Consider the following 22,759-nt stretch of genomic DNA (forward strand, 5'->3'; position numbering starts at 1 on the left):
TCCTCTAAAATGAAAATTTGCTACAGCTTTCTTAGTTTTTTTATGTTGATGACAATTGGTTTTTCTCAATCAAAACAAAAAGAAATGCCTCTTTTAGATAATGGCGTTTCTGAAGCTTTGGCACATTTTAGAAAACAACAAATCTCAAATGTTACGTACGGACTTTCGTTTGAAATTCCAGAACAGAAACAGCAGGATATTATTTCGAATTTGATTTTAAATCTTGATTTGTCTGATTTGAGCAAGCCTTTGTATTTAGATTTTAAAGAGAAATCTTCAAACATAAAATCAGTTGAGGCAAACGGAAAAAATACCCCAATTGTTCACGAAAACGGACATATTGTAATTCCGACACAAGTTTTAACTTTAAGGAAAAATACAATTGCAATTTCATTTATCGCAGGCAATTTATCTTTAAACCGCAACGATGATTTTCTGTATACTTTATTGGTGCCAGATCGCGCCAGCACACTTTTCCCGTGTTTTGATCAGCCAGATCTTAAGGCAACTTATAAATTATCCTTAACGGTCCCAAAAGATTGGTCAGTTTTGGCTGGAGCCGATGTTAAAGAGAAAGCAGAAAAAGGGAATTTTACAGCTTACATTTTTGAAGAATCAAATAAAATGAGCTCGTATTTATTTTCATTTGTTGCCGGAAAATTTAAAAGTATTACAGAAAATCCGGGTTTAGAAATGACAATGCTGTATCGCGAAAATAATCCCGAAAAGATTCAGGTAAGTACAGATACGATTTTTAAACTGCACCAGCAATCGTTAGATTTTTTAGAAAAATATACGAATTATAAATTTCCTTTTCAGAAGTTAGATTTTGCTTCTATTCCGTTTTTTCAATATGGCGGAATGGAGCATGTGGGCGCAATTCAGTACAAAGAATCTACATTGTTTTTAGATAACAGCGCAACCGACAGCGAAAAATTAGATCGCGCAAAACTGATAGCGCATGAGACTTCGCATATGTGGTTTGGCGATTTGGTAACGATGAAATGGTTTGATGATGTCTGGATGAAAGAAGTTTTTGCCAATTTTATGGCCGACAAAATAATGAATCCGATTTTTCCGAAAGTCAATCATAATTTACAATTTTTAACCGCTCATTATGCTAACGCTTACGCGGAAGATCGCTCGCTTGGCACACATCCGATAAAACAAAATCTGGCTAATTTGAAAGATGCGGGATCGCTTTACGGAGCTGTTATTTACAACAAGGCACCCATTATGATGCGTCAATTAGAAGCTTCTATGGGCGAAGCAGCGTTTCAAAAAGGAATCGAAAAATACATTAAAAAATACGCTAACGACAATGCTGATTGGAACAATCTAGTCGAAATTCTTGATGCTGAAACGCCGATGGATTTGCAAAAATGGAGTAAAGTCTGGGTAAACAAATCGGGCAGAGCTATATTTACCAATAAAGTAGAATATGATGCTCAAAACCGAATAAAAAAGTTTGAAATCCTGCAAAACGCAGAAGACAAATCGAATAATATTTGGCCTCAGATTTTTCAGATTGGTTTGGTTTATTCAGATCATGTGAAGGCTGTAAATGTTAATATTAAAGATAAAAACCTTCTTCTGAAAGAGGTAATCGGATTTGAAAAACCGCTTAGCATCATTTATAATTATAACGGTTTTGGTTACGGAGTTTTTCCGCTTGACGGGAATACAATAGAATCTGTTTTGAGTTTAAAAGATGAGGTTGCAAGAGCTTCGACTTATATTAATATTTATGAAAATGCCTTAATTGGAAATGTTGCTCCAATAAAAGTTTTTGACTGTTTTTTGAAAGGAATTCAGCAAGAGCAAAACGAATTGGTTCTAAAAATAATTGCCAATCAAACGAGCAGTGTTTTCTGGAAATTCCTCACAGAAAAACAACAAACCAAAGTACAGAAACAGCTTGAAGATATTTTATACGAGCGTTTGCAGACAGTTTTGCCAGGCAATATCAAAAAGACTTTGTTTAATTTATTCAGTTCGATCGCTTATTCAGATTCGGCGAAAGCCAAATTATATCAGATTTGGAACAAAGAAATTGTGATTCCGAATTTGAAATTAAACGAAGATGATTATACCAATATCGCTATGAATCTGGCTATTTTTAAACATGAAAAAGCAGACGAGATTTTAAATAAAACAAAAGCATCAATCACAAATACCGACAAACAAAGACGTTTTGAGTTCTTGCTTCCGTCATTATCTAAAGATGAATCGGTTCGAAATGCTTTTATAGAATCTTTAAAAGACGATAAAAACAGAGAAAAAGAATCTTGGGTTGCTGTAGGTTTGTCAAATGTTCATCATCCGCTGCGTCAGGAAAGTGCACAAAAATATATCAGGTTTTCATTAGATTTAGTAGAAGAAATTCAGCGTACGGGAGATATTTTCTTTCCAAAAGACTGGCTGAATAATACGGTTGGAAAATATTCTTCTAAATTTGCTTTTGATGAAGTACAGCGATTCTTAAAAGAAAACCCTAATTTTAGTCCGATATTAAAAAGAAAATTATTGCAGGCGACAGACGGTTTGTACCGTGCTCAAAATATTAAAAAAGAAACCGAATGAAAATCGAATCGGAAATAGAGAAGGTCTCCAGTTTTCAGCATCTCGAAATGTTGGCAAATCAAGTTGTTGAAGGTTTTATATCCGGAATGCATAAAAGTCCATTTCATGGGTTTTCAGCTGAATTTGCCGAACATAAAGTCTATAATGCTGGAGAAAGTACCAAACACATTGATTGGAAATTATTTGCCAAAACCGATCGTTTGTACACGAAACGTTTTGAGGAAGAAACCAATTTACGCTGTCATCTTATTGTAGATAATTCGTCTTCTATGCATTATCCGGAACTAAAATCGAATCAGCCTTTTTATGAAAAGAAGATTGGTTTTGCTGTTTTGGCTTCGGCAGTTTTAATGAATATCTTAAAGAAACAGCGCGATGCTGTTGGTTTAAGCGTTTTTTCAGACAGCTATGAATATTACGCTCCCGAAAAAGGAAGCGATCGCCATCATAGAATGCTGCTCAATAAATTAGAACAATTGTTAGTACAGCCCACAGTCAAAAAAACGACAGATACGATTACGTATTTGCATCAAATTGCAGAGAAAATGCACCGTCGTTCGATGATTATTTTGTTTACAGATATGTTTCAGTCTGAAGATGATGAAAAGCTTTTTAATGCGTTACAGCATTTAAAACACAACAAACATAAAGTCGTTTTGTTTCACGTTGTTGATAATGGAACAGAGCTGAAATTCGACTTTGACAACACACCAAGAAAATTTATAGATTTAGAATCAGGTGAAGAGGTATCGATTTTTGCTGATAATGTAAAAGTTGAATACGAAAAAAGGGCCGAAGCATACTTTAAAAAACTAGCTTTAACCTGCGCAAAGAACCAAATTAAGTACGTTCCGGTGAATTTAGGCGACAATTTTGAAAAAATATTGACAACATATTTGGTTGAAAAACAAAACTTTGGCTAGAGATTTAAAATAATTATTTATTTTTTTTATAAAAACACTTGCAGAAATGAAATTCTGTACTATCTTTGCAACCGCAATAACGCAGAGGTTTGGTAGTTCAGTTGGTTAGAATACATGCCTGTCACGCATGGGGTCGCGGGTTCGAGTCCCGTCCAGACCGCAATATTGGGAAAAGCCTTTCTGTTAAGAAAGGCTTTTTTGCCCAAATACGGTATCTAAGATTAGTTGTGTTGTTTGCTACGACTTTGTAACTCGTAGCTGGTTTAGTAGTTAGACCAATGAAAAGCTTTCCACTTTTGTGGATGGCTTTTTTGATTTAAGACACTTTTGGTTAATCGCAAAGCGCAAAATTTCTAAGTCTCGGAACACGCAAAGTCCGCAAAGTTTTTTTAAAGCTTTGCGGACTTTGCGTTTTTAACCATGTGTTCTTTGCTGTTAAATTTTGGTTTTTTAGCTTGTAAAAATTGGAATTTGGTTCTGATGCTTCAGGATAAAAGATTGGAATTTATTTAAAATCAGATGATTATAATTTTATGGATTTTAATTCATAAAAACCCTTGCAGAATCCAAGTTCTATTGTATTTTTGCACTCACAATAACGCAGGGTTTGGTAGTTCAGTTGGTTAGAATACATGCCTGTCACGCATGGGGTCGCGGGTTCGAGTCCCGTCCAGACCGCAATATTTCAAGAAGCCTTTCTTAACGGAAAGGCTTTTTTGTTTTTATACTTTAAGGTTTAACCGCAAAGTGCGCTAAGATTCACAAAAGGTTCGCATAGTTTTTAAGCTTTGCGAACTTTGTGTTTTTGACCTTGCGAACTTTGCGGTTAAATTTCTTTCTTATCTTTATAATGCGAAATCACACCAATGGAACATTCCCGTCAGAAACTAGATAAGTATTACATCAAAAAAGTAGATGCTGATAAAAAAAGCATTTACTGCCACCACGATTTGATGGGTGAATTGTTTGTGCCAACACACAAACACGACAAAGCACAAATGCTCTATGCAGAAGGCGATGTAGTTTTTGTAACAACAGAAACCAAAACTTACTTTTTACCAGCAAGACATTTTATCTGGATTCCGAGTGGAGTTGCGCACAGTATCGAACCAAAATCAGAAAGTGTGACGATGCGAAATTTGTATTTTCCGGTTGAAAAAAACGAAGATGAGTTTTATAAGGTTGAAGGTATTTATCCCGTCAATAACTTATTGTTGCAAATGATGCTTTTTACCAATCGTTGGAATGGCGATCTTAAAAAAGGAACTCCCAACTTTACCATTGCCAAAGCAATAAAAGCGATTCTTCCTCAAATCTGCACCAATAATCTTCCGTTAGAATTGCCTCAGCCCAAAGATAAACGGCTTAGTAAAATTTTGCGTTACATAGAAAACAATCTAGGCGAAACGATTCTGTTTGCCGATGTTGCTCACGAATTTGGTTACAGCGAACGCTCTTTATACCGTTTATTTCAAAAAGACCTCAAAATGTCTTTTATTCAATATTATACCATTCGAAGAATCTTAAAAGCAATCGAACTTTTGTTAGAAAGAAAACTTTCTGTAAAAGAAGTAGCGTTAGAAGTGGGTTACAATAGCGTTCCGACTTTCAGCAATACGTTTTTCAAGATTTTAGGACAAAGGCCTTCCGATTACTTAAATGGAGAAGATATTCTGTAGTTTTTTTAAATCTGCTTGAAATATCACAAACCCAATACAATTTGTATTAAATTGTTTTTCAGTATTTTAATATAACGTTTTCGAAAAACGAGATTTTAACGTTTGTCCGAAATGAATATGTTATTGACTTTTTAGAATTATCAGTCATCGTAAAAATGAAGGAACTTTGCAGCATAAAATATTTATGTATTCATGTTCCTTAAAACAACAAATTCTACAGACGATTGTTTTCTCAAAAAACTAGTGCTATTGCTAATTTTATTTGCATTCACTAGTTTACAAGCACAGGAAATTCACACGATTTCGTTAAAAGAAGCGGTGAAAATGGCCAAAGAAAACAACAAAAAAATCCTTCGATCTCAATTGGAGATCACGCTCTCAGAGCAAAACATAAAAGAAAGTAAAGAACTCCGCCTGCCGGATATCGAATTAAACGGCGAGTATTCCAGAATTACTAATATCACCGAATTCAAAGGGAATGGTTTCTTGAATGGAAAAGAAGTAACGAAAGCAATTCCTGAAATCTATCAGGTGAATTCGACTTTTAAAATGCCAATTTATGCGGGAAATAAAATCAATAACGCCATCAAAATTGCGAATCAGGAAAGCGAAATTGCGAAAATCAAAACCGAAAAAACCGAAAATGATATTGAGCTCGAAGTGGTAGCCAATTATCTTTCGATTTATAAAATGATGGAACTTCAGAAGATTTTTGAAGAAAACATCAAAGAAGAAAAAAGCCGATTGAAAGAAGTACAGTCGCTTCAAAAGCACGGAACGGTTACGAAAAACGAGGTTATTCGTGCCGAATTGCAGCTTTCGGATCGTGAACTAAATGCGCTTACAAACTCCAAAAACATTAAAATTGTGCTTCACGATTTGAAAACTTTAATTCAGATTCCAGAAAACGAAGAAATAGCGATTGATACTGCTTCAAATATTGATGAAATGAATGGTTTGGATCCGTATGATTTTTATCTGGAAAAAGCTTCTCAGAATGAAGAAATGCGTATTGCAAGTCAGGAATTAAACATCAAAAAAACGGAATTGCAATTGGTGAAAGGAAATTATCTGCCAACGGTAAACTTCTTCGGAAATTATGGTTTTTATTATCCTAACTACAAATTTTTTCCGCCAAATCCGTATTTGTACACTTTAGGACAAGTTGGAATCGAAGCGCGTTTTGATATTTCGGCTTTGTATAAAAATAAAACCAAAGTAGAACAGGCGAATAAAAAAATCGAATGGCAGCAAATGCAGTCTGAAATTATAAAAGATGAAATTCAGGACAAACTCTATAAAGAGCATACGCAATATCAGGAAATCCTTGAAAAATTTGTGGTAGTAGACAAAGCTTTGGATTTAGCCAATGAAAATTATCGCATTGTAAAATTGAAATACTTAAATCAATTGGTTTTAATAACCGAAATGGTCGATGCTGATAATGCTTTGCTTCAGGCGAAATACAATAAAATTTCTACCCGATTGGATGCTGTTCTAAAGCATTACGAATTGCTTCATACAGCTGGGATTCTTCCGCAGAGTTAGATGTTAGATGTTAGATGTGAAAAGTTAGAAGTTAGAAGTTAGAAGAAAGAAGCAAGATTTAAGAGTGATAATAGAAAATAGACAAGAAAAGATATAGAGTTTATGGTTAAGATAAAAAATGAAACTAGAAGAAACAAAACGTTTCATATACTAATAACGGTTATTGCGTGTGCGCTTGTAGCCAGCGGGGTTGTTTTGGGAATTTGGTTTTACGTTTTCAACAGAAATCACGAAGAAACCAATGACGCACAAGTAGAACAATATGTAACGCCAATTATGTCGAGAATTACAGGTTATGTACAGGAAGTTCGTTTTAATGAAAATCAGTTTGTGCATAAAGGCGATACTTTGGTTGTAATTGACAATAGAGAATATCAATCAAAATTGAATGTGGCTTTGGCCGATGTTCAAAATGCGAAACAAAATAGCGTTGTAGCTCAGAAAAATGCTGTAAACACAGCAAGCGCAACAGCGATAAGCGAATCGCAATTAGACGGTGCAAAATCAAATCTTTGGAAAACCAAATTAGAATACGAAAGATATCAGGCTTTGGTAAAAGAGGAAGCCGCTACGTCTCAGCAATTAGAAAAAGTTAGGGCAGATTACGAATCGGCGCAGGCACATTTTCAGGAAATGAAAAACAGAATTCATTCTGCAGATTTAAGCACTTCTGTGGCCGAGGCCAATGTTCCGACAACGCAGACCAATATAGCATCTAAACAAGCCGTTGCAGATAATGCTGCATTATTTCTTTCGTACACTATAATTACAGCGCCTTACGACGGCTGGGTTGGAAAACGAACTTTACAGCCTGGACAATTGGTAAAAGAAGGGCAATCACTGCTTTCAATCGTGAGCAAAGAAAAATGGATTACAGCCAATTTTAAAGAAACGCAATTGCAGTATTTAACCGTTGGGCAGGAAGTCGAAATAAAAGCCGATGCTTTGAGCGACAAAACTTTCGTAGGTACAATTGCTTCTTTATCGCCCGCGAGCGGGGCAAGATTTTCATTGCTTCCGCCAGATAATGCAACCGGAAACTTCGTTAAAATCGAACAAAGAATTCCAGTTCGAATTCAGTTAAAAGACACTGACAAACAAACCGATTTTTTAAGAGCGGGAATGAATATCACCGTGATCGCGGCACACTAAAATGGAAGATAAAAGTATTTTTAAATCCTGGGTTCCAAAATGGGCAATCATTATTATTTTGTTTGTCTGTCTTTTGCATTCCATGATTTTATTGGGAGTTTATACTTCAAACGTAACCTACGCAGCGAGTTTTCTGGACATCGAACCAGAAGATTTGCAGTTTGCGATGTGTGTTACGTACGGAACTTTGCTCGCCACAATTTTAATCGAAAGCCGATTTTCGAGTTTTTTCCCTGCAAAAAATTACTTGATGGCGGTGTATTCCTTAATCGGGATTACGATTGTTTCATCGGCTTATATTACCAATTTCTATCTTTTTTTAATGTTGAGAATTGTAGAAGGAATCTTAATGGCGCTTCCGGTAATTACAATCAGACAATTGTTAATTGAACAGTTTAATTCTAAAAATGCAATTATAATTGGTTTTTCGTTTTACTACGGTTCGCTGTTGTTATCGACGCCATTTATTATGAATATTGCCGTTTGGTTTCTGGATCATTACGATTGGAAATACATGCTGTACGTTTCGGGCGGATTGCAGGTTTTGAATGTCTTTTTAATCTTAGTTACTTTTCGTGGGCACCGAATCACAAAGAAAATTCCGTTGTATCAAATCGACTGGATGAGTTATTTTTTGGTTTTAACTGCCATTCTTTGCGGTGCTTACTTTTTTGTTTATGCCGAAAAAAAATATTGGTTTGAGTCTTCGCACATGGTTGTAATGCTGATGATTGCACTCATTACAGGAGGTTTATTCATCTTTAAAGAACGCTTGGTAAAAAGACCGACTTTTGATTTTGAAGTCTTTAAATATGCCAACCTGCGAATTGGGTTTTTATTGTTTTTTCTTTTCTATATCAGCAGAGCAACGCTGAGTCTTTGTCATTCGGCGATGTTTTCAATCTGGAATTGGGATCCGTCGCGTGTGGCGGGCGTGCAATACATTAACGGACTCGGAAATGTAATCGGACTTATTTTAGCTGCTTATTTTCTGATGAAATCTGTTTCGACCAAAGTTATTTTCATTATTGGATTTTCGCTTATTGCGTTATTTCATTTTTGGTTTACGTTTCTTTTTGTGCCCGATGTTGCGCTGTCAGATATTATCGTTCCGTATATTTTGCAAGGAATCGGTGTTGGGTTTTTATTTGTTCCGCTCATCTTATTTACCACATCATCGGTTCCGGCAAAAATGGCGGTTTCTTCTGGAATTGTGGGGGTTTCTGGTCGTTTTTGGGGAAGTACAATTGGTTTTTGCGTGATGCAGAATGCGGTTGTATTTTTAAACAAAAAACACTTTTTAAAATTAAGTCAGTTTGTAACAGGCGAAAATCCCGAAGCACAGCAAACCATAACTGCAACTGCGCAGAGTTTTATGGCAAAGGGATATTCTGCAGATAATGCGAATACTTTGGCACTAAAAAAAGTCTTCGGAACCATTACCAAACAAGCTACTTTATTGGCCGATATGGAAATTTATACGATCGTAGGTTACGGTTTGGTGGTTTTGATTATTTTGATTGCATGTAATCAGCATTTGAGACAGACAATGACTTTGGTTAAAAGTAAGATTTGGATTGGGTAGTTTTTTTGTTTCAAGTTTCAGGTTTCAAGTTTTTCCGTATTTTATGTCATTTCGACGGAGGAGAAATCACACTAGAAGCTCGACAAAGATTGGCGATTCTCTTTGTAGATTCACTGGTGTGATTTCTCCTCCGTCGAAATGACAAACAGTACGCTGCAAAAAAAAACTCTCAGCGAATCTCTGCGAAAAACCTCCGCGAATCTCTGTGAAATAACCCTTTATTACCTATCTTGCAACCGTTAAAAAAACAAAATACAATAATGAAACAGCAATGTGTAATTTTTGATATGGATGGCGTGATTTCGCACACCAATCCGCATCATGTGAAGGCTTTTGAGGCGTTTTTCGATAAATATAATGTTCCTTATACAAATGAAGAATTCGAAGAACATATGTACGGAAAACATAACAGTTACATCATGACGCATTTTTTCAAGCGCCCAATTGCGGGAGAAGAACTGCTGAAACTCGAAGACGAAAAAGAAGGAATGTTTCGTGAGATTTATAAAGATAAAGTCGATACAATTGCGCATTATTTGGATTTTTTAAGCGAATTAAAATCACGCGGATTTAAAACGGCTGTTGCAACATCGGCACCGCGTGCGAATCTGGATTTGATTGCAAACGCTTTAAAAATCTCAGACAAAATGGATTCGATGATGTCCAGCGAAGACGTAACACTTCATAAACCAAATCCCGAAGTTTATCTAAAATCGGCAGAGCGTGTTGGCGTTTCTCCGTCTGATTGTGTGGTTTTCGAAGATTCTTTTTCGGGCGTTACAGCAGGATTAAATGCAGGAATGAAAGTTGTAGGCGTTTTGAGTACACATACAAAAGAACAGCTTCCTGTTTGTGATTTTTATATTAATGATTATAGTGAAATTAATGCGGATAAAGTTTTAGAAATATTAAAAGGCTAAAATTTTTAAACATATAATTAATATAAGTTCATTTAAAGAATGAACATAATTTGCATTGCCTTCAGTTTTTGACTGGAGGTTTTTTTATATTTTAAAAGGAAAAGTTTTATCTGAAGTTTTTATTTTCTGCTCTGTTTGTGATTCCTCGTTCCTCGGAATGACAAACTAGACTAATTAGTTTTAATCTTTAGAAATATTTTTTATGGTAATATTCCTGAAATCAATTGGCGAACGCTCGTAATTCAAAGAAATTTTCCCTTCTGTCGAAGAAGCTTCTGTGCACTCATTTACCAATTTTCCGTTTAAGTATTGCTTAATTTTTCCGTTTAAAGATTTAATAACTACGATGTTCCATTCACCATACGGATTTTCATTTTCTAAAAATTTAGGAGAAACAACACTTGCGCCGGCTTCAACTAATTTTCCATTTACTTTTGCAGTTACCTGATCCAAAAAGATAAAATCTCCGGTAGTATTTTCTTTTATTTGAAACTGAATTCCTTTTGGCCAGATTTTATCAGAAGCGTCTAACGGAATGTTGTACATAACTCCGCTATTTTTTGTGCCTTTCATTTTGTGTTTTTCTTCAAGATTCCATCTGTATTCTAAAGTAAGTTCAAAGTTTTTATAACTTTTTTTGGTCATCAAACAGCTTGGATCTTCTCCGTGCATACGAATCATTCCGTCTGCAAACTCATACACTTTTGACGGTTCCTGTTGTGCTGTATTTGTTTTAGTAAAAGCATACCAATCGTCTATTTCTAAAACTTTTCGCTGAACAACGCATGAATTTAGAATAAAAAGAAAAGCAATAGCAAAAGTTGATTTTTTGAACATAACTATGAGTTTAAAACGAAGTAGATTAACCGGGTTGAGGATTTATTAAAAAGTAAAAATAAGGATACGGGTTAATATAAAAAACAGAAGTTCTGGTTTTTTTTGTTTTGATTTTTTTGAAAAGTAAAATGGAGAGATTTAGTTTTCTTCCCAGAAGATTTTATGATTATGACTTACCAAATAAAGAAAAGTTGTGTCTGTAAGTCGTGTATCTTTTTTCAAGTCAAAAATATAAGATCCTTTAGATTCTTTATTTCTCTCTGTGCCACAATCGCTCCAATTGAGTTCGAGTGTTTTTTTATTATTTATTAGTCCGCTAATTTGTTCGTATGGTATGCCACTATCAAAAAGGAATTCATTATAATTTATATATTCTGTCGAACTTCCATTTTTTAGATGTCCAATAAAAGTTCCAGCTATAACCAATGAATCAATATCTTCTCCTGTTTTATTGTAGAACTTGACGTGTAAATTTTTATAGTTTAGATAAAATACAAAACCCATTATTATCAAAATAATAAAGATTATAATTCCTCTTTTTTTCTGTTTTGATAATTGCATTTTCTAATAAATTGTTTATAGGTTGCTTACTGCCAAATTTTATCTGTTTTTAATCTTCAAAAATACTTCATTCTTAAACCAATTTTCGTCTTCAGGGGTTTCAAAAATTCGTTTTTGGGAAAAATACACTTTGTCCTTTTGAAAGGTATAGAATATAAAGATCATTTAGTTCTAAAACTTTTATGAAATTAGTTACTGCAATTGTACTTTCTGTTGTTTCATCAAAGCGAGAAATAATTTTGTCGTTGAAAATTTCATGTTCTCTTTCTGAAAGAATAATCTTGTTTTCTTTTGAGTTTGCAAATCTCCAGTATTGAAAAAATGTAATTAGCGGAAAAAGAAAGCCAAATACAATCATAAAAATATCAGATGAATCTTTGTTGTCTTTAAATAGAATTGCGATAGAAATAAAAAGAATAAAAGTATATAGCCACCATCGCTTTTTTAATAGAATTCTAATAATAAATGAGAGGTATTCTTTTTTAGTAAAGTGAAATTTTTTGGTTTTAATCATTTAGGAACGTTCTTAGGTTGCTTTTATAGATCAAATATAATGAAGAATTTTATTAGAAATAAGCTAAAAATCTAAAACAGTAATAAAACAAAAAAGCTTCTGAGTTAACTTCAGAAGCTTTTTTCAGTGCGGATAATAGGACTCGAACCTACACGCCTTGCGGCACCAGATCCTAAGTCTGGCATGTCTACCAATTTCACCATATCCGCTCAATTGTGGGTGCAAAGATAAGCATAACTTCGAATTTTCAAAGCAATTTTGAAAAAAAATATTTATTCTCTTTTTTGTACTTTTGAAATTCTATAAAAATTATTTAAATGGAAAATATTAAGTCGTACGTTCAACAACATAAAGATCGGTTTATCAATGAATTGATCGAATTATTAAAGATTCCGTCGGTTAGTGCCGACAGTGCATACTCACAAGATGTTATCGATACTGCCGAAGCTGTTAAAGAAAGTTTATCAAAAGCAGGCTGCGATTTAGTCGAAGTTTGCGACACTCCGGGTTATCCAATTATATATGGAGAAAAAATAATCGACCCAAATTTACCAACGGTTTTAGTGTACGGACATTATGATGTTCAACCGCCAGATCCAATGGAATTATGGACATCTCCACCATTTGAACCCGTTATTAAAACAACAGAAATTCATCCTGATGGAGCTATTTTTGCTCGTGGTGCCTGCGACGACAAAGGTCAGATGTACATGCACGTAAAAGCGCTTGAATATATGGTACAAAGCAATACTTTGCCTTGTAATGTAAAATTCATGATCGAAGGTGAGGAAGAAGTAGGTTCTGCAAGTTTGGCTTGGTTCGTAGAACGCAATCAGGAAAAATTAAAAAATGATGTTATCCTGATTTCAGATACTGGAATGATTTCTAATCAACAACCATCAATTACCACAGGTTTGCGTGGTTTAAGTTATGTTGAGGTAGAAGTTACAGGTCCAAATCGTGATTTACATTCCGGTTTATACGGTGGAGCAGTGGCGAACCCAATTAATATTCTAGCAAAAATGATTGCTTCCTTGCATGACGATGACAATCATATTACGATTCCAGGATTTTACGATAAAGTTCAAGAATTGTCTCTTGAAGAAAGAGCTGAAATGGCAAAAGCACCTTTCAGTTTAGAGAAATATAAAAAAGCCTTAGATTTAAACGATGTTTATGGCGAAAAAGGATATGTAACCAACGAACGCAACTCAATTCGTCCAACATTAGATGTAAACGGAATTTGGGGCGGTTATCAAGGAGAGGGCGCTAAAACAGTTATTGCGAGCAAAGCTTTTGCTAAAATCTCAATGCGTTTGGTTCCAAACCAAGACTGGGAAGAAATCACAGCACTTTTCAGCAAACATTTTGTTAGCATCGCGCCAGCTGGAGTTACTGTAAAAGTTACCCCGCACCACGGTGGTCAAGGTTACGTAACGCCAATTGACAGCATTGGATATCAGGCAGCAAATAAAGCGTATACAGAAACGTTTGGAGTTCCTGCAATTCCAGTTCGTTCAGGAGGAAGTATTCCGATTGTGGCTTTGTTTGAAAAAGAATTAAAAAGCAAAACGATTTTGATGGGATTTGGTTTGGATTCTGATGCCATTCACTCGCCAAACGAACATTTCGGAATCTTTAATTACTTAAAAGGAATTGAAACTATTCCGTTGTTTTACAAGTATTTTTTTGAATTAAGTAAATAAGGGTTTTTGCGCGAAAGTGCTAAGAGACAAATTTTATTTGAAATATAATATTAAATCCGCTCAGAAATGAGCGGATTTTTTTATGGAATTTGGTCCAGAGGCTTCGTGATAAAATTGGAATTTAAATTTATTGAATAGCCTCCAGCTTTAGCTGGAGTTTTTTTTTGAGAAAAGAATTGGCTTTAGCCGAAATATTTTTAACATCCAACAATTTATTAGCTAAAGCTGGAGCTTATTCAACTTTTGGTAAACTTAAAACGTGAAACGTGAAACAAAAAAATCTGAACCTTTTTTCTTGCACATTAAAAATTAATCTCTACATTTGTAGAGTAACATCTATAAATGTAGAGTAAAAGTAAAAAAATGAGACAGTTTCTTATCATACTATTTTTTGGAATATTACTTTTTGGATGCAAAAGCAAACCAATCAATCAGAAGATTGACCATAAAAAAGAAGGCGTTTGGATGGATGACTACACACAAGATAATGTCAGATACAAATCGTTTGAATATTATAAGCACGACGAACCAGTAAAAAAGTGGAAATCTTACATTGGCGGAAAAATCTATAAAACAGAAAAATACAAAAACGGAATTTGCATTGTTACCTATTATTATGAAAATGGAAAAGTACAATCAAAAGGAAAAACAAAACTAGAAGTTAATGCAAAAGAAACGCATTGGTTTTATTTTGGTGATTGGAAATTCTATTCAGATAAAGGAAAAATAACCGAGATCAAAAAGTATAATAATGGAGAATTAATCTCGGAACAAAAAATAAAATAAACTACTAACTTTAAACCTATGAGAAAAATAATGGTTTTCTTTTTTATCGTAATGAACCTTAGTTTAATACAAGCGCAGAACTATAAAGAACTTGTTCGAAAAGCAGATTCCTGCTATAGAGCAGAGCATTATAAAATGTCTGTTGGTTATTACGAAAAAGCCTTTGAAATTGAGCAAAAATCATCAATACATCTTTACAATGCAGGATGTTCAGCATCTATGGCTAAGGAAAAAGAAAAAGCATTTAAATGGCTTAATTTAGCAATTGACAACGGATATGAAAATATAGCACACATACAAATTGAGAAGGATTTGATGTCTTTGCATGCAGAAAAAGAATGGCAAAATACAATTGATAAACTGCAAAAGAAAGTAGATCTTATAGGAGCCAACTATGATAAACCACTCCAAAAAGAACTGTTAGATATTTATACGGAAGATCAAAACATTCGCATAAAATTCATGGATATTTATAAAGATCCTAAATCAGATAAAAGGAAAATAGACAGCATTGGCAAAATAATGAATAATAAAGACAGTATCAATCTCATTAAAGTAATGAAAATACTGGACGAAAAAGGCTGGGTCGGAAAAAATGTTGTGGGTGCAGAGGCAAATAAAACCTTGTTTTTGGTTATGCAGCATTCTCCTTTAATATACCAGCAAAAGTATTTGCCAATGATGAGAGAGGCGGTAAAAAAAGGTGATGCAAATCAGCGTAATTTAGCTTATTTAGAAGATAGAATAGCGCTAAGAGAAGGAAGACCGCAAATTTATGGAAGCCAGTATGCAAATAATAAAATGAAAAACACATGGCATATATCGCCTATGATCGATCCTGATAATGTAGATAAAAGACGTGCTGAAGTTGGTCTTGGTCCCATAGCTGAATATGCAGTACAATTGAATATTGACTGGAACCTTGAAGCTTATAAGAAAGAATTGCCGGAATTAAAAAAACTTGAAAATATTAAATAATCACACTATAACTTTCACGTTTAATAATAAAGAATAAAGGAGCTCATTAATTAAACTTAATATGCAAAAAAAAACGTAGTATCTCAGAACCTTAGAACCTAAAAAATATGCAACTATCAAACTCAGAAGAACAATTAATGGAACATCTTTGGAAGCTAGAAAAAGCTTTTATGAAAGATTTGCTCGAGGCGTATCCAGAACCAAAGCCTGCAACAACAACGGTTGCAACACTTTTAAAACGAATGATCGACAAGAAATTTGTGGCGTACAACGAATTCGGGAATTCTAGAGAATATTATCCGTTAGTCAAGAAAACAGCTTATTTTTCGAAACACGTAAACGGCTTAATAAGCAACTTTTTCAATAATTCGGCTTCGCAATTTGCTTCTTTTTTTACTACCGAAACTGATTTATCGACTTCGGAATTAGAAGAACTCAAAAAGATAATCGATTCACAAATTCAAAAAAAGAAAAAATGATAACGTACATCTTAAAATCGGCAGTTCTGCTTTTAATTTTTTATGCCATTTATAAATTATGGCTGGAAAACGAAAAAATGTTTCGTTTTAATCGCGCTTATTTGTTAGCAAGTTTGATTTTTAGTTTTGTAATTCCTCTTAAGATTATTTCTTTTGAAACACAGTTTTCTTCAAGAATTCAATTAATCGAATTAAATGAATTGGTGCTTCAAAAAGGCAGTCAAAATTTAGAATCAGTTTCAAAAAATGATTTTTTGAGTGTTTTAATTCTTGTTTTCTATGCCTTTATAGTTTTGCTTTTAGCTTTCAGATTTGCGGTGAATATATATTCTTTTTTCAGCAAGATTAAAAGAAATAAACTACAGTTAGTAAACGGCGAAAAAGTGATTTTAATAGATGATGCCGTCTTGCCGCATTCTTTTTGGAATGTAATTTTTATTAATAAAAATGAATTTGAAAACGGTAAAATTCCAGTCGAATTAATAATGCACGAAAAAGCACATTTACAGCAAAAACATACATTAGATATTTTGTTTGCAGAACTTATTCAAATTATTTTCTGGTTCAATCCGCTGCTTGTTTTTTATAAAAAAGCAATCAAACTCAATCATGAATTTTTAGCTGATGAAGCGGTAAACAAGCAGTTTGATTCGGTTACAAGCTATCAGAATCTTTTGCTTGATTTTGCATCCGATAAAAACACTATTTCGCTTGCCAGTAACATTAATTATCTAATAACTAAAAAACGTTTACTAATGATGACCAAAAAAGAATCTCCGATTAAGATCATATTGAAAGTTTGTACTGTAAGTGCTGTTTATGTTTTGCTGCTATTTGTTTTCAGCACAAAAACAATGGCTCAAACAGTTAGCAATAAAGCCGATGTAAAAGAAAAAGATATTTATACAAATGATGCTATTGAAAAAAAACCAGAATTTCCGGGTGGTGTTTTAGCATTTTACAAATTTGTTGGTTCTAATTTTAAAATGCCTGCCGAAGCAGCAAAAAACAAGATTGAAGGTAAAGCGTATATGCAGTTTATTGTTGAAAAAGATGGAAGTTTATCTGAGATCAGAACAATGAAAGATGCCGGTTACGGAATAGGCGATGAGGTAATTCGTGTATTAAAACTTGCTCCAAAATGGACTCCAGGCTCTATAAATGGAAAGCCAGTTCGAGTAATGTATAGTTTGCCAATTACGATTCAGGCTGAGAAATAGGTTTTTTTTTAAAGGTTCAAAGGGGCAAAGGTTCAGAGATACTAAGGTGTAGTTTTGCATAGGCTTTAGCTTCGGATAAAACTATTAATTGGAAAAACTTTGTACCTCTGAACCTTTGCCCCTTTTGAACCTTTTTTTTAAAAAAAATCCGCTTCTAAAACTTAGAAGCGGATAAAATAAAAAACTAAAAAAAAATTCTAAAAATAAAATTAAAAATCAGACTTAAAATAAATCTGGATTATATCCAAAATAGGGTACTATTTGTTCGTTAAAAATGACCCCGTATTCTTCTAATTCTTTCAAAATAGGCAAATAAACTTCTTTCTTTATCGGAAGCTGAACGCCTGGAGTTGTAATTTTTCCATTCAAAATCAATAATGTTGCCATTGCAACGGGCAAACCAACTGTTTTTGCCATTGCTGTATAAGTTTGATCGTCTCCGGTACAGACCATTTTTGAGTCGATTTGTTTTTTCTCGCCATTCAGTATATAGCCAAATTTATGATACATCACAATCATATCTTTATCATCTGGAGCCAATGTCCAGCTGTCCGATAGTATCTTTTCTAAAATTTGAGCTGGAGTAGCATTGGGCAAATTCACTTTTTTGTGAGGATTAAACAAATCCAGTTCTAAAAGTTTATCCCACATAATATCGTCTTGATCAATTTTTAAAATTAATCGTGTTTTTATTTCGACAGAATCCGTTGGATGATAAGGCAAAAATGAGTTTACAAATTCGCGGTAACTCATATTCTCAGAACCTTCCATAATATAACTGTCATCTGTCATTCCGAGCTGTACAAACATATTCCAGGCTTTCGAAAAGCCAACTCGTCTTATAGTTCCACGGTATAAAGTCAAAATATCATCTAAACCATAAATCGATCTGTATTTAAGTGAATCCCGGTTTGAATACGCTTCGAATTTTCCGTAACCTTCTACTTCAAGAAATTCTGTTCTGCGAAATACAGTTCCGTACGGAATATATTTATAAGTGCCTTCCTGAATAAATTTTGCAGCACCGCCCTGTCCGGCTAAAACAACGTTTCTTGGCGCCCAGGTAAATTTGTAATTCCATAAATTATTATCGCATTCTGGAGCTACTAAACCACCGCAAAACGATTCAAAAAGCAGCATATTGCCACCTTTCGATCTAATTTCATCAATCACTTTCATGGCGCTCATGTGGTCGATTCCAGGATCAAGACCAATTTCATTCATGAAAATTAGATTGTTTTTTTTCGCTTCTTCATCTAAAGCCTGCATGGCATCACTTATATAAGATGCGGTTACAAGATGTTTTTTGAATTCTAAACAGTCTTTTGCAATTTCAATATGTAAATGAGCCGGCAGCATCGAAATCACGATTGAAGCTTTTTCTATTGCCGATTTTCTTTCGTCAGTATCAAAAATATTTAAAGCAATTGGAGTCGCATTGGGGTGTTTCTGTGTCTTTTTTTCGGCCAAAGCCAATGACAAATCTGCCACAACAAGATGTAAATTTTCACTTTCTGACTTTGATAGTAGATAACGTATCAACGATGATGCAGATCGACCAGCTCCGATAATTAAAATGCTTCTCATTTTTTTAATATATAACACAAATGTATTAAAATGTTATAAATATAACAATTGATTAAGGTGTAAAAAATGATTTATTTTTAAAAGACGTTAAAAAAGGCATTATTCTTTCAGTGAATAATTTTTTAGGAAATCAGAATGCCAATTTTAATTTGGATTGAAGTACTTTTGCATAGTAATTGAAAAACAAACAAAATGAAAAGAAAAATAGTTTTGACTGGAGCTTTTATCGGAATGCTAGCTATAATTTTAGGTGCTTTTGGTGCTCATTTATTAAAGAAATGGCTTTCTGTAGATCAATTAAATACTTTTGAAGTTGGTGTTCGCTATCAAATCTATCATGCCTTTTTTTTATTTTTCCTTTCTACAAGAAAAGAACTTGCTGAAAAAACCTTAAAAACAATTTATAATTTGGTGGTTGCAGGCGTAGTTCTTTTTAGTGGTTCTATCTATTTATTAGCTACTAAAAACCTTACACTCTTCGATTTTAAAATTATAGTATTCGCAACTCCTTTAGGCGGATTATTATTAATTATTGCTTGGCTGACATTATTTGTTACGATTTTGAGGCAAAAATCATAAAATCCCGAATAAAAAATTCTATCTAAAAATTAATCTTTAATTTTGTCTCATAAATAACATATAATCCTATTTATGTGAATTTATTTTGTTTTTTACTTTAATTAGAAAAAAATATAACAAATTCATTTACTGGATTATAGAAAAAGAAATTAGAGGCAGTTATTTTTTTATTTTACTGATTTTGAAGTTTAAATTTTACCTTTTTGATATAAATAAAAGTGAAATTGAAATAATTTGAAGCATTAATAATAAATTCTATAATTTTGCTTTTTATAAAAATATCACACACAACTTAAAATTTATGGACACTAACACACTTTTCTCGCAATCGATTTCGTTGAAAGAATTAGGAATTGAAAATGCAAAAGTTCGCTATCAATTATCTGCAGATGAATTGCATGCGATTACTTTGGAGTCTGGCCAAGGAGTTGAAAACTCTACAGGCGCATTGGCGATTAATACAGGTGAATTTACAGGACGTTCTCCTCAAGATCGTTTTATTGTAAAAGACAGCATTACTGAAGATAAAGTTTGGTGGGGAAATGTAAATATTCCTTTTTCGACAGAAGCTTTTGAAAAGTTATACAATAAGGTAACTCAATTTTTATCTAATAAGGAAGTTTTTGTTCGTGACTCTTACGTTTGCTCTGATGCAAATTATAGATTAAATGTTCGTGTTGTAACAGAAACCGCTTGGTCAAACTTGTTTTGCTACAATATGTTCTTAAGACCAGAAGAGTCTGAATTAGCAAATTTTACTCCAGAATGGACTGTGATTTGTGCGCCAAGTTTTATGGCAGATCCTGCTGTAGACGGAACGCGCCAGTCTAATTTTGCTATTCTAGATTTTACTAAAAAAATAGCTCTTATTGGAGGAACAGGATATACTGGAGAAATGAAAAAAGGAATTTTCTCTGCTTTAAATTTCATTTTGCCTGTTTTCGAAAACACATTGCCAATGCATTGCAGCGCTAATGTTGGTGAAGCAGGAGATACAGCAATTTTCTTTGGATTGTCAGGAACCGGAAAAACAACTTTGTCTGCAGATCCAGAACGTAAATTAATTGGAGACGATGAACACGGATGGACTGCTGAAAATACAGTTTTTAACTTTGAAGGCGGCTGTTATGCAAAAGTGATTAATTTATCAGAAGAAAATGAACCAGACATTTTTAGAGCGATCAAAAAAGGAGCTCTTTTAGAAAATGTGGTTTTCAAAGCTGGAACAAACGAAGTAGATTACGACGATGTTTCGATTACTCAAAATACACGTGTGAGCTACCCAATAACTCATATTGATAATATTCAGCCAGGTTCTATTGGCCACAATCCTAAAAACATATTTTTCTTGACGGCAGATTCTTTTGGAATTTTGCCTCCAATCTCAAAACTTACGCCAGGTCAGGCAGCTTACCATTTTATCTCAGGATATACAGCTAAAGTTGCAGGAACTGAAGCAGGAGTAACAGAACCGCAGCCAAATTTTTCAGCTTGCTTTGGAGCACCATTTATGCCTTTGCATCCAACGCGTTATGCCGAAATGCTGACTAAAAAAATGAAAGATGCAGGAGTAAAAGTTTGGTTAATTAACACTGGCTGGACGGGCGGTGCTTACGGAACAGGAAGCCGAATGAAACTAAAATACACTCGCGCCATGATTACCGCTGCATTAAACGGTGAGTTGGACAATGTAGAATATAAAAATCACGCCGTATTTGGAATCGCAAAACCACAATCTTGCCCGAATGTTCCAAGCGAAATTTTAAATCCAAGAAATACTTGGGAAGATCCTGCGTTATATGATATAAAAGCAATCGAATTGGCTAAGAAATTCAAAGCTAATTTTGCCAAATTTGAAGAGTTCGCTAACGCTGAAATTTTAGCTGGCGCACCAAAAACAGAATAAGGGGGTTACTAATTCAAATTAAAAAAGCTGTTCGTTATGAACAGCTTTTTTGTTTGGTCTCAATCGCAAAAAAAAAAATAAATTGAACACTGAAACTGCGACTGAAAACCTGAAAACTTTATTTCTTACTTTCGTCGATTCGTTTTTGAATTAAATCCCAAGAATAGTAGTGAAAAGTCATTCCGTTGCTCATGGCTACAAAAAGGCCATTTTTGAAATTCCCTCCTAGATTAATGCTCGTTGCATCAGCACCATCACATTCAATCGTTGAAGTTGGAATTTCCGCTAATAAAGGATAATGGTTTAGATTTCCTTTTATACCTTCTCTTGGATAAATCATAAAAGTATTTGCCTGCTGATTTGATACTAAGATATAACCGGTAGAATCTGTTTTTTTATAAATTGCAATTCCTTCGTTGTCGGCTTTGAAACCTGTTTTTCCAAATATTGCTAGCTCTTTATTATTGTTTAATGCAGGATCAGCTTTGTATTTTCTGATTCCGAATTGTTCATCACAATACAAAATAGTTCCTAATTCGTTATCTACTGCAATGGCTTCTATTTCTTTTTTTCCGCTATAAGCACCAAATTTTCTCACCACTTTTGCTGTTGCAAATTTTCCAGCACCAGAAAGTTCATATTGCCATAAATAACTGCCTGAAGGGCCAGATTTTCTTCCTACAACAGCAAAAATCTTTTTGTCGCTTGGGCGTGTGTATAACGCAATTCCCATTGGGTCACGCAAGGTTTCGCCTTCAAAAACAGAAATTCCGCCGTTATCAATTGCTTTTAAATCAGGCAAGCTAAAAATTCTGATTTTATTGTTTTCGCGTTCTGTGGTTACGGCAACGTCTACTTTTTTTCCGTCGATAATTAATCCATAAGCGATATCAACATTGTTAGGGCGTTTTAAAACCTCAGACTTGGCAACAATTTTTCCTTTTAAATCAAACGCATACAATCCGCCGTCTGTATCTTTATCTGTACCAATAATTATGCTTTTTGAAGCGTCTGTAGGGTGAATCCAGATCGAAGGATCATCCGTATCATGTGGCAGTGCTTGTGTGACAACAGTTGGTTTTATTGCATTTTTTGCAACTGGAGCTAACTTATCATCGTTTTTGCATGCGGTAAATAAAACACTTAAAAGTAAAAAAGTGATTATATATTTATTTTTCATTATGATTTCTTTTGAATAAAATTAGACAGAACCGCT

The 22,759-nt window shown here is 34.0% G+C and carries 19 protein-coding genes and 3 tRNA genes; 16 read left to right on the forward strand and 6 right to left on the reverse strand.

The features are described 5' to 3' along the window. Window positions 1–9: 9 nt before the first annotated feature. From IRZ83_RS07870 to IRZ83_RS07910, 9 genes are all read left to right on the forward strand, one after another. Window positions 10–2,583 carry a M1 family metallopeptidase gene (locus IRZ83_RS07870; RefSeq protein ID WP_194567945.1) on the forward strand — a complete coding sequence of 858 codons (2,574 nt, stop codon included), beginning with the start codon at window positions 10–12 and terminating at the stop codon, window positions 2,581–2,583. Next, the gene (locus IRZ83_RS07875; RefSeq protein WP_194567946.1) at window positions 2,580–3,506 is read left to right on the forward strand and encodes a DUF58 domain-containing protein; all 927 of its coding nucleotides are present in this window, start codon (window positions 2,580–2,582) and stop codon (window positions 3,504–3,506) included. The genes IRZ83_RS07870 and IRZ83_RS07875 overlap by 4 nt, the downstream gene beginning before the upstream one ends. A gap of 86 nt (window positions 3,507–3,592) precedes the next feature. Beyond that, window positions 3,593–3,666: transfer RNA gene (locus IRZ83_RS07880), tRNA-Asp, on the forward strand. Between the two features lie 444 nt (window positions 3,667–4,110). Then, window positions 4,111–4,184 (forward strand) — tRNA-Asp (locus IRZ83_RS07885). 188 nt (window positions 4,185–4,372) lie between these two features. Further along, window positions 4,373–5,185, forward strand: coding sequence for an AraC family transcriptional regulator (locus tag IRZ83_RS07890; RefSeq protein ID WP_194567947.1), 813 nt, complete (start codon window positions 4,373–4,375; stop codon window positions 5,183–5,185). A 243-nt stretch (window positions 5,186–5,428) separates the two neighbouring features. After that, window positions 5,429–6,733 carry a TolC family protein gene (locus IRZ83_RS07895; protein WP_317174558.1) on the forward strand — a complete coding sequence of 435 codons (1,305 nt, stop codon included), beginning with the start codon at window positions 5,429–5,431 and terminating at the stop codon, window positions 6,731–6,733. Window positions 6,734–6,835: 102 nt separating this feature from the next. After that, window positions 6,836–7,885: an HlyD family secretion protein gene (locus IRZ83_RS07900; protein ID WP_194567963.1), complete on the forward strand. Its 1,050-nt coding sequence runs from the start codon at window positions 6,836–6,838 to the stop codon at window positions 7,883–7,885. A 1-nt stretch (window position 7,886) separates the two neighbouring features. Beyond that, on the forward strand, window positions 7,887–9,470 hold the full coding sequence (locus IRZ83_RS07905) for an MFS transporter (protein WP_194567965.1): 1,584 nt from the start codon (window positions 7,887–7,889) through the stop codon (window positions 9,468–9,470). 260 nt (window positions 9,471–9,730) lie between these two features. Next, a complete protein-coding gene (locus IRZ83_RS07910) occupies window positions 9,731–10,390 on the forward strand; it encodes an HAD family hydrolase (protein WP_194567966.1) in 660 nt (219 codons plus the stop codon). A gap of 180 nt (window positions 10,391–10,570) precedes the next feature. Here the strand turns inward: IRZ83_RS07910 and IRZ83_RS07915 are convergent, their stop codons facing one another. The 4 genes from IRZ83_RS07915 to IRZ83_RS07930 form a co-directional block, all read right to left on the reverse strand. Then, on the reverse strand, window positions 10,571–11,227 hold the full coding sequence (locus IRZ83_RS07915) for a DUF1080 domain-containing protein (RefSeq protein ID WP_194567967.1): 657 nt from the start codon (window positions 11,225–11,227) through the stop codon (window positions 10,571–10,573). Window positions 11,228–11,365: 138 nt separating this feature from the next. Continuing rightward, window positions 11,366–11,788 carry a hypothetical protein gene (locus IRZ83_RS07920; protein WP_194567969.1) on the reverse strand — a complete coding sequence of 141 codons (423 nt, stop codon included), beginning with the start codon at window positions 11,786–11,788 and terminating at the stop codon, window positions 11,366–11,368. Between the two features lie 100 nt (window positions 11,789–11,888). Continuing rightward, window positions 11,889–12,302, reverse strand: a complete 414-nt coding sequence (locus IRZ83_RS07925; protein ID WP_194567971.1) for a YcxB family protein — start codon at window positions 12,300–12,302, stop codon at window positions 11,889–11,891. Window positions 12,303–12,429: 127 nt separating this feature from the next. Further along, window positions 12,430–12,511, reverse strand: a tRNA-Leu gene (locus IRZ83_RS07930). Window positions 12,512–12,619: 108 nt separating this feature from the next. Between IRZ83_RS07930 and IRZ83_RS07935 the strand changes: the two genes are divergently transcribed. From IRZ83_RS07935 to IRZ83_RS07955, 5 genes are all read left to right on the forward strand, one after another. Continuing rightward, window positions 12,620–14,008 (forward strand): dipeptidase, encoded by a 1,389-nt coding sequence (locus IRZ83_RS07935; protein ID WP_194567973.1) that lies wholly within the window; start codon window positions 12,620–12,622, stop codon window positions 14,006–14,008. 363 nt (window positions 14,009–14,371) lie between these two features. Then, on the forward strand, window positions 14,372–14,794 hold the full coding sequence (locus IRZ83_RS07940) for a hypothetical protein (protein ID WP_194567975.1): 423 nt from the start codon (window positions 14,372–14,374) through the stop codon (window positions 14,792–14,794). 18 nt (window positions 14,795–14,812) lie between these two features. Continuing rightward, window positions 14,813–15,772 (forward strand): DUF6624 domain-containing protein, encoded by a 960-nt coding sequence (locus tag IRZ83_RS07945; RefSeq protein WP_194567977.1) that lies wholly within the window; start codon window positions 14,813–14,815, stop codon window positions 15,770–15,772. A gap of 107 nt (window positions 15,773–15,879) precedes the next feature. Then, a complete protein-coding gene (locus IRZ83_RS07950) occupies window positions 15,880–16,251 on the forward strand; it encodes a BlaI/MecI/CopY family transcriptional regulator (RefSeq protein WP_029271690.1) in 372 nt (123 codons plus the stop codon). Then, window positions 16,248–17,471 (forward strand): energy transducer TonB, encoded by a 1,224-nt coding sequence (locus IRZ83_RS07955; RefSeq protein WP_194567978.1) that lies wholly within the window; start codon window positions 16,248–16,250, stop codon window positions 17,469–17,471. Before IRZ83_RS07950 ends, IRZ83_RS07955 begins: the two co-directional genes overlap by 4 nt. Window positions 17,472–17,693: 222 nt before the next feature. Here IRZ83_RS07955 and IRZ83_RS07960 read toward each other — a convergent pair whose 3' ends face one another. Then, the gene (locus IRZ83_RS07960) at window positions 17,694–19,058 is read right to left on the reverse strand and encodes a saccharopine dehydrogenase family protein (protein WP_029271692.1); all 1,365 of its coding nucleotides are present in this window, start codon (window positions 19,056–19,058) and stop codon (window positions 17,694–17,696) included. A 192-nt stretch (window positions 19,059–19,250) separates the two neighbouring features. On the opposite strand from IRZ83_RS07960, the gene IRZ83_RS07965 reads away from it, so the two are divergent. Both IRZ83_RS07965 and pckA read left to right on the forward strand, forming a co-directional pair. Then, on the forward strand, window positions 19,251–19,637 hold the full coding sequence (locus IRZ83_RS07965; RefSeq protein WP_029271693.1) for a DUF423 domain-containing protein: 387 nt from the start codon (window positions 19,251–19,253) through the stop codon (window positions 19,635–19,637). Between the two features lie 301 nt (window positions 19,638–19,938). Continuing rightward, on the forward strand, window positions 19,939–21,543 hold the full coding sequence (pckA, locus tag IRZ83_RS07970) for a phosphoenolpyruvate carboxykinase (ATP) (RefSeq protein WP_029271694.1): 1,605 nt from the start codon (window positions 19,939–19,941) through the stop codon (window positions 21,541–21,543). A 118-nt stretch (window positions 21,544–21,661) separates the two neighbouring features. On the opposite strand, the gene IRZ83_RS07975 is transcribed toward pckA, so the two are convergent. Further along, entirely contained in the window at window positions 21,662–22,723 is a 1,062-nt protein-coding gene (locus IRZ83_RS07975) for a phytase (protein WP_194567979.1), read from the reverse strand. Between the last annotated feature and the right edge of the window lie 36 nt (window positions 22,724–22,759).

Source organism: Flavobacterium sp. JLP (genome assembly GCF_015350755.1).
In the GTDB taxonomy this organism is placed as follows: domain Bacteria; phylum Bacteroidota; class Bacteroidia; order Flavobacteriales; family Flavobacteriaceae; genus Flavobacterium.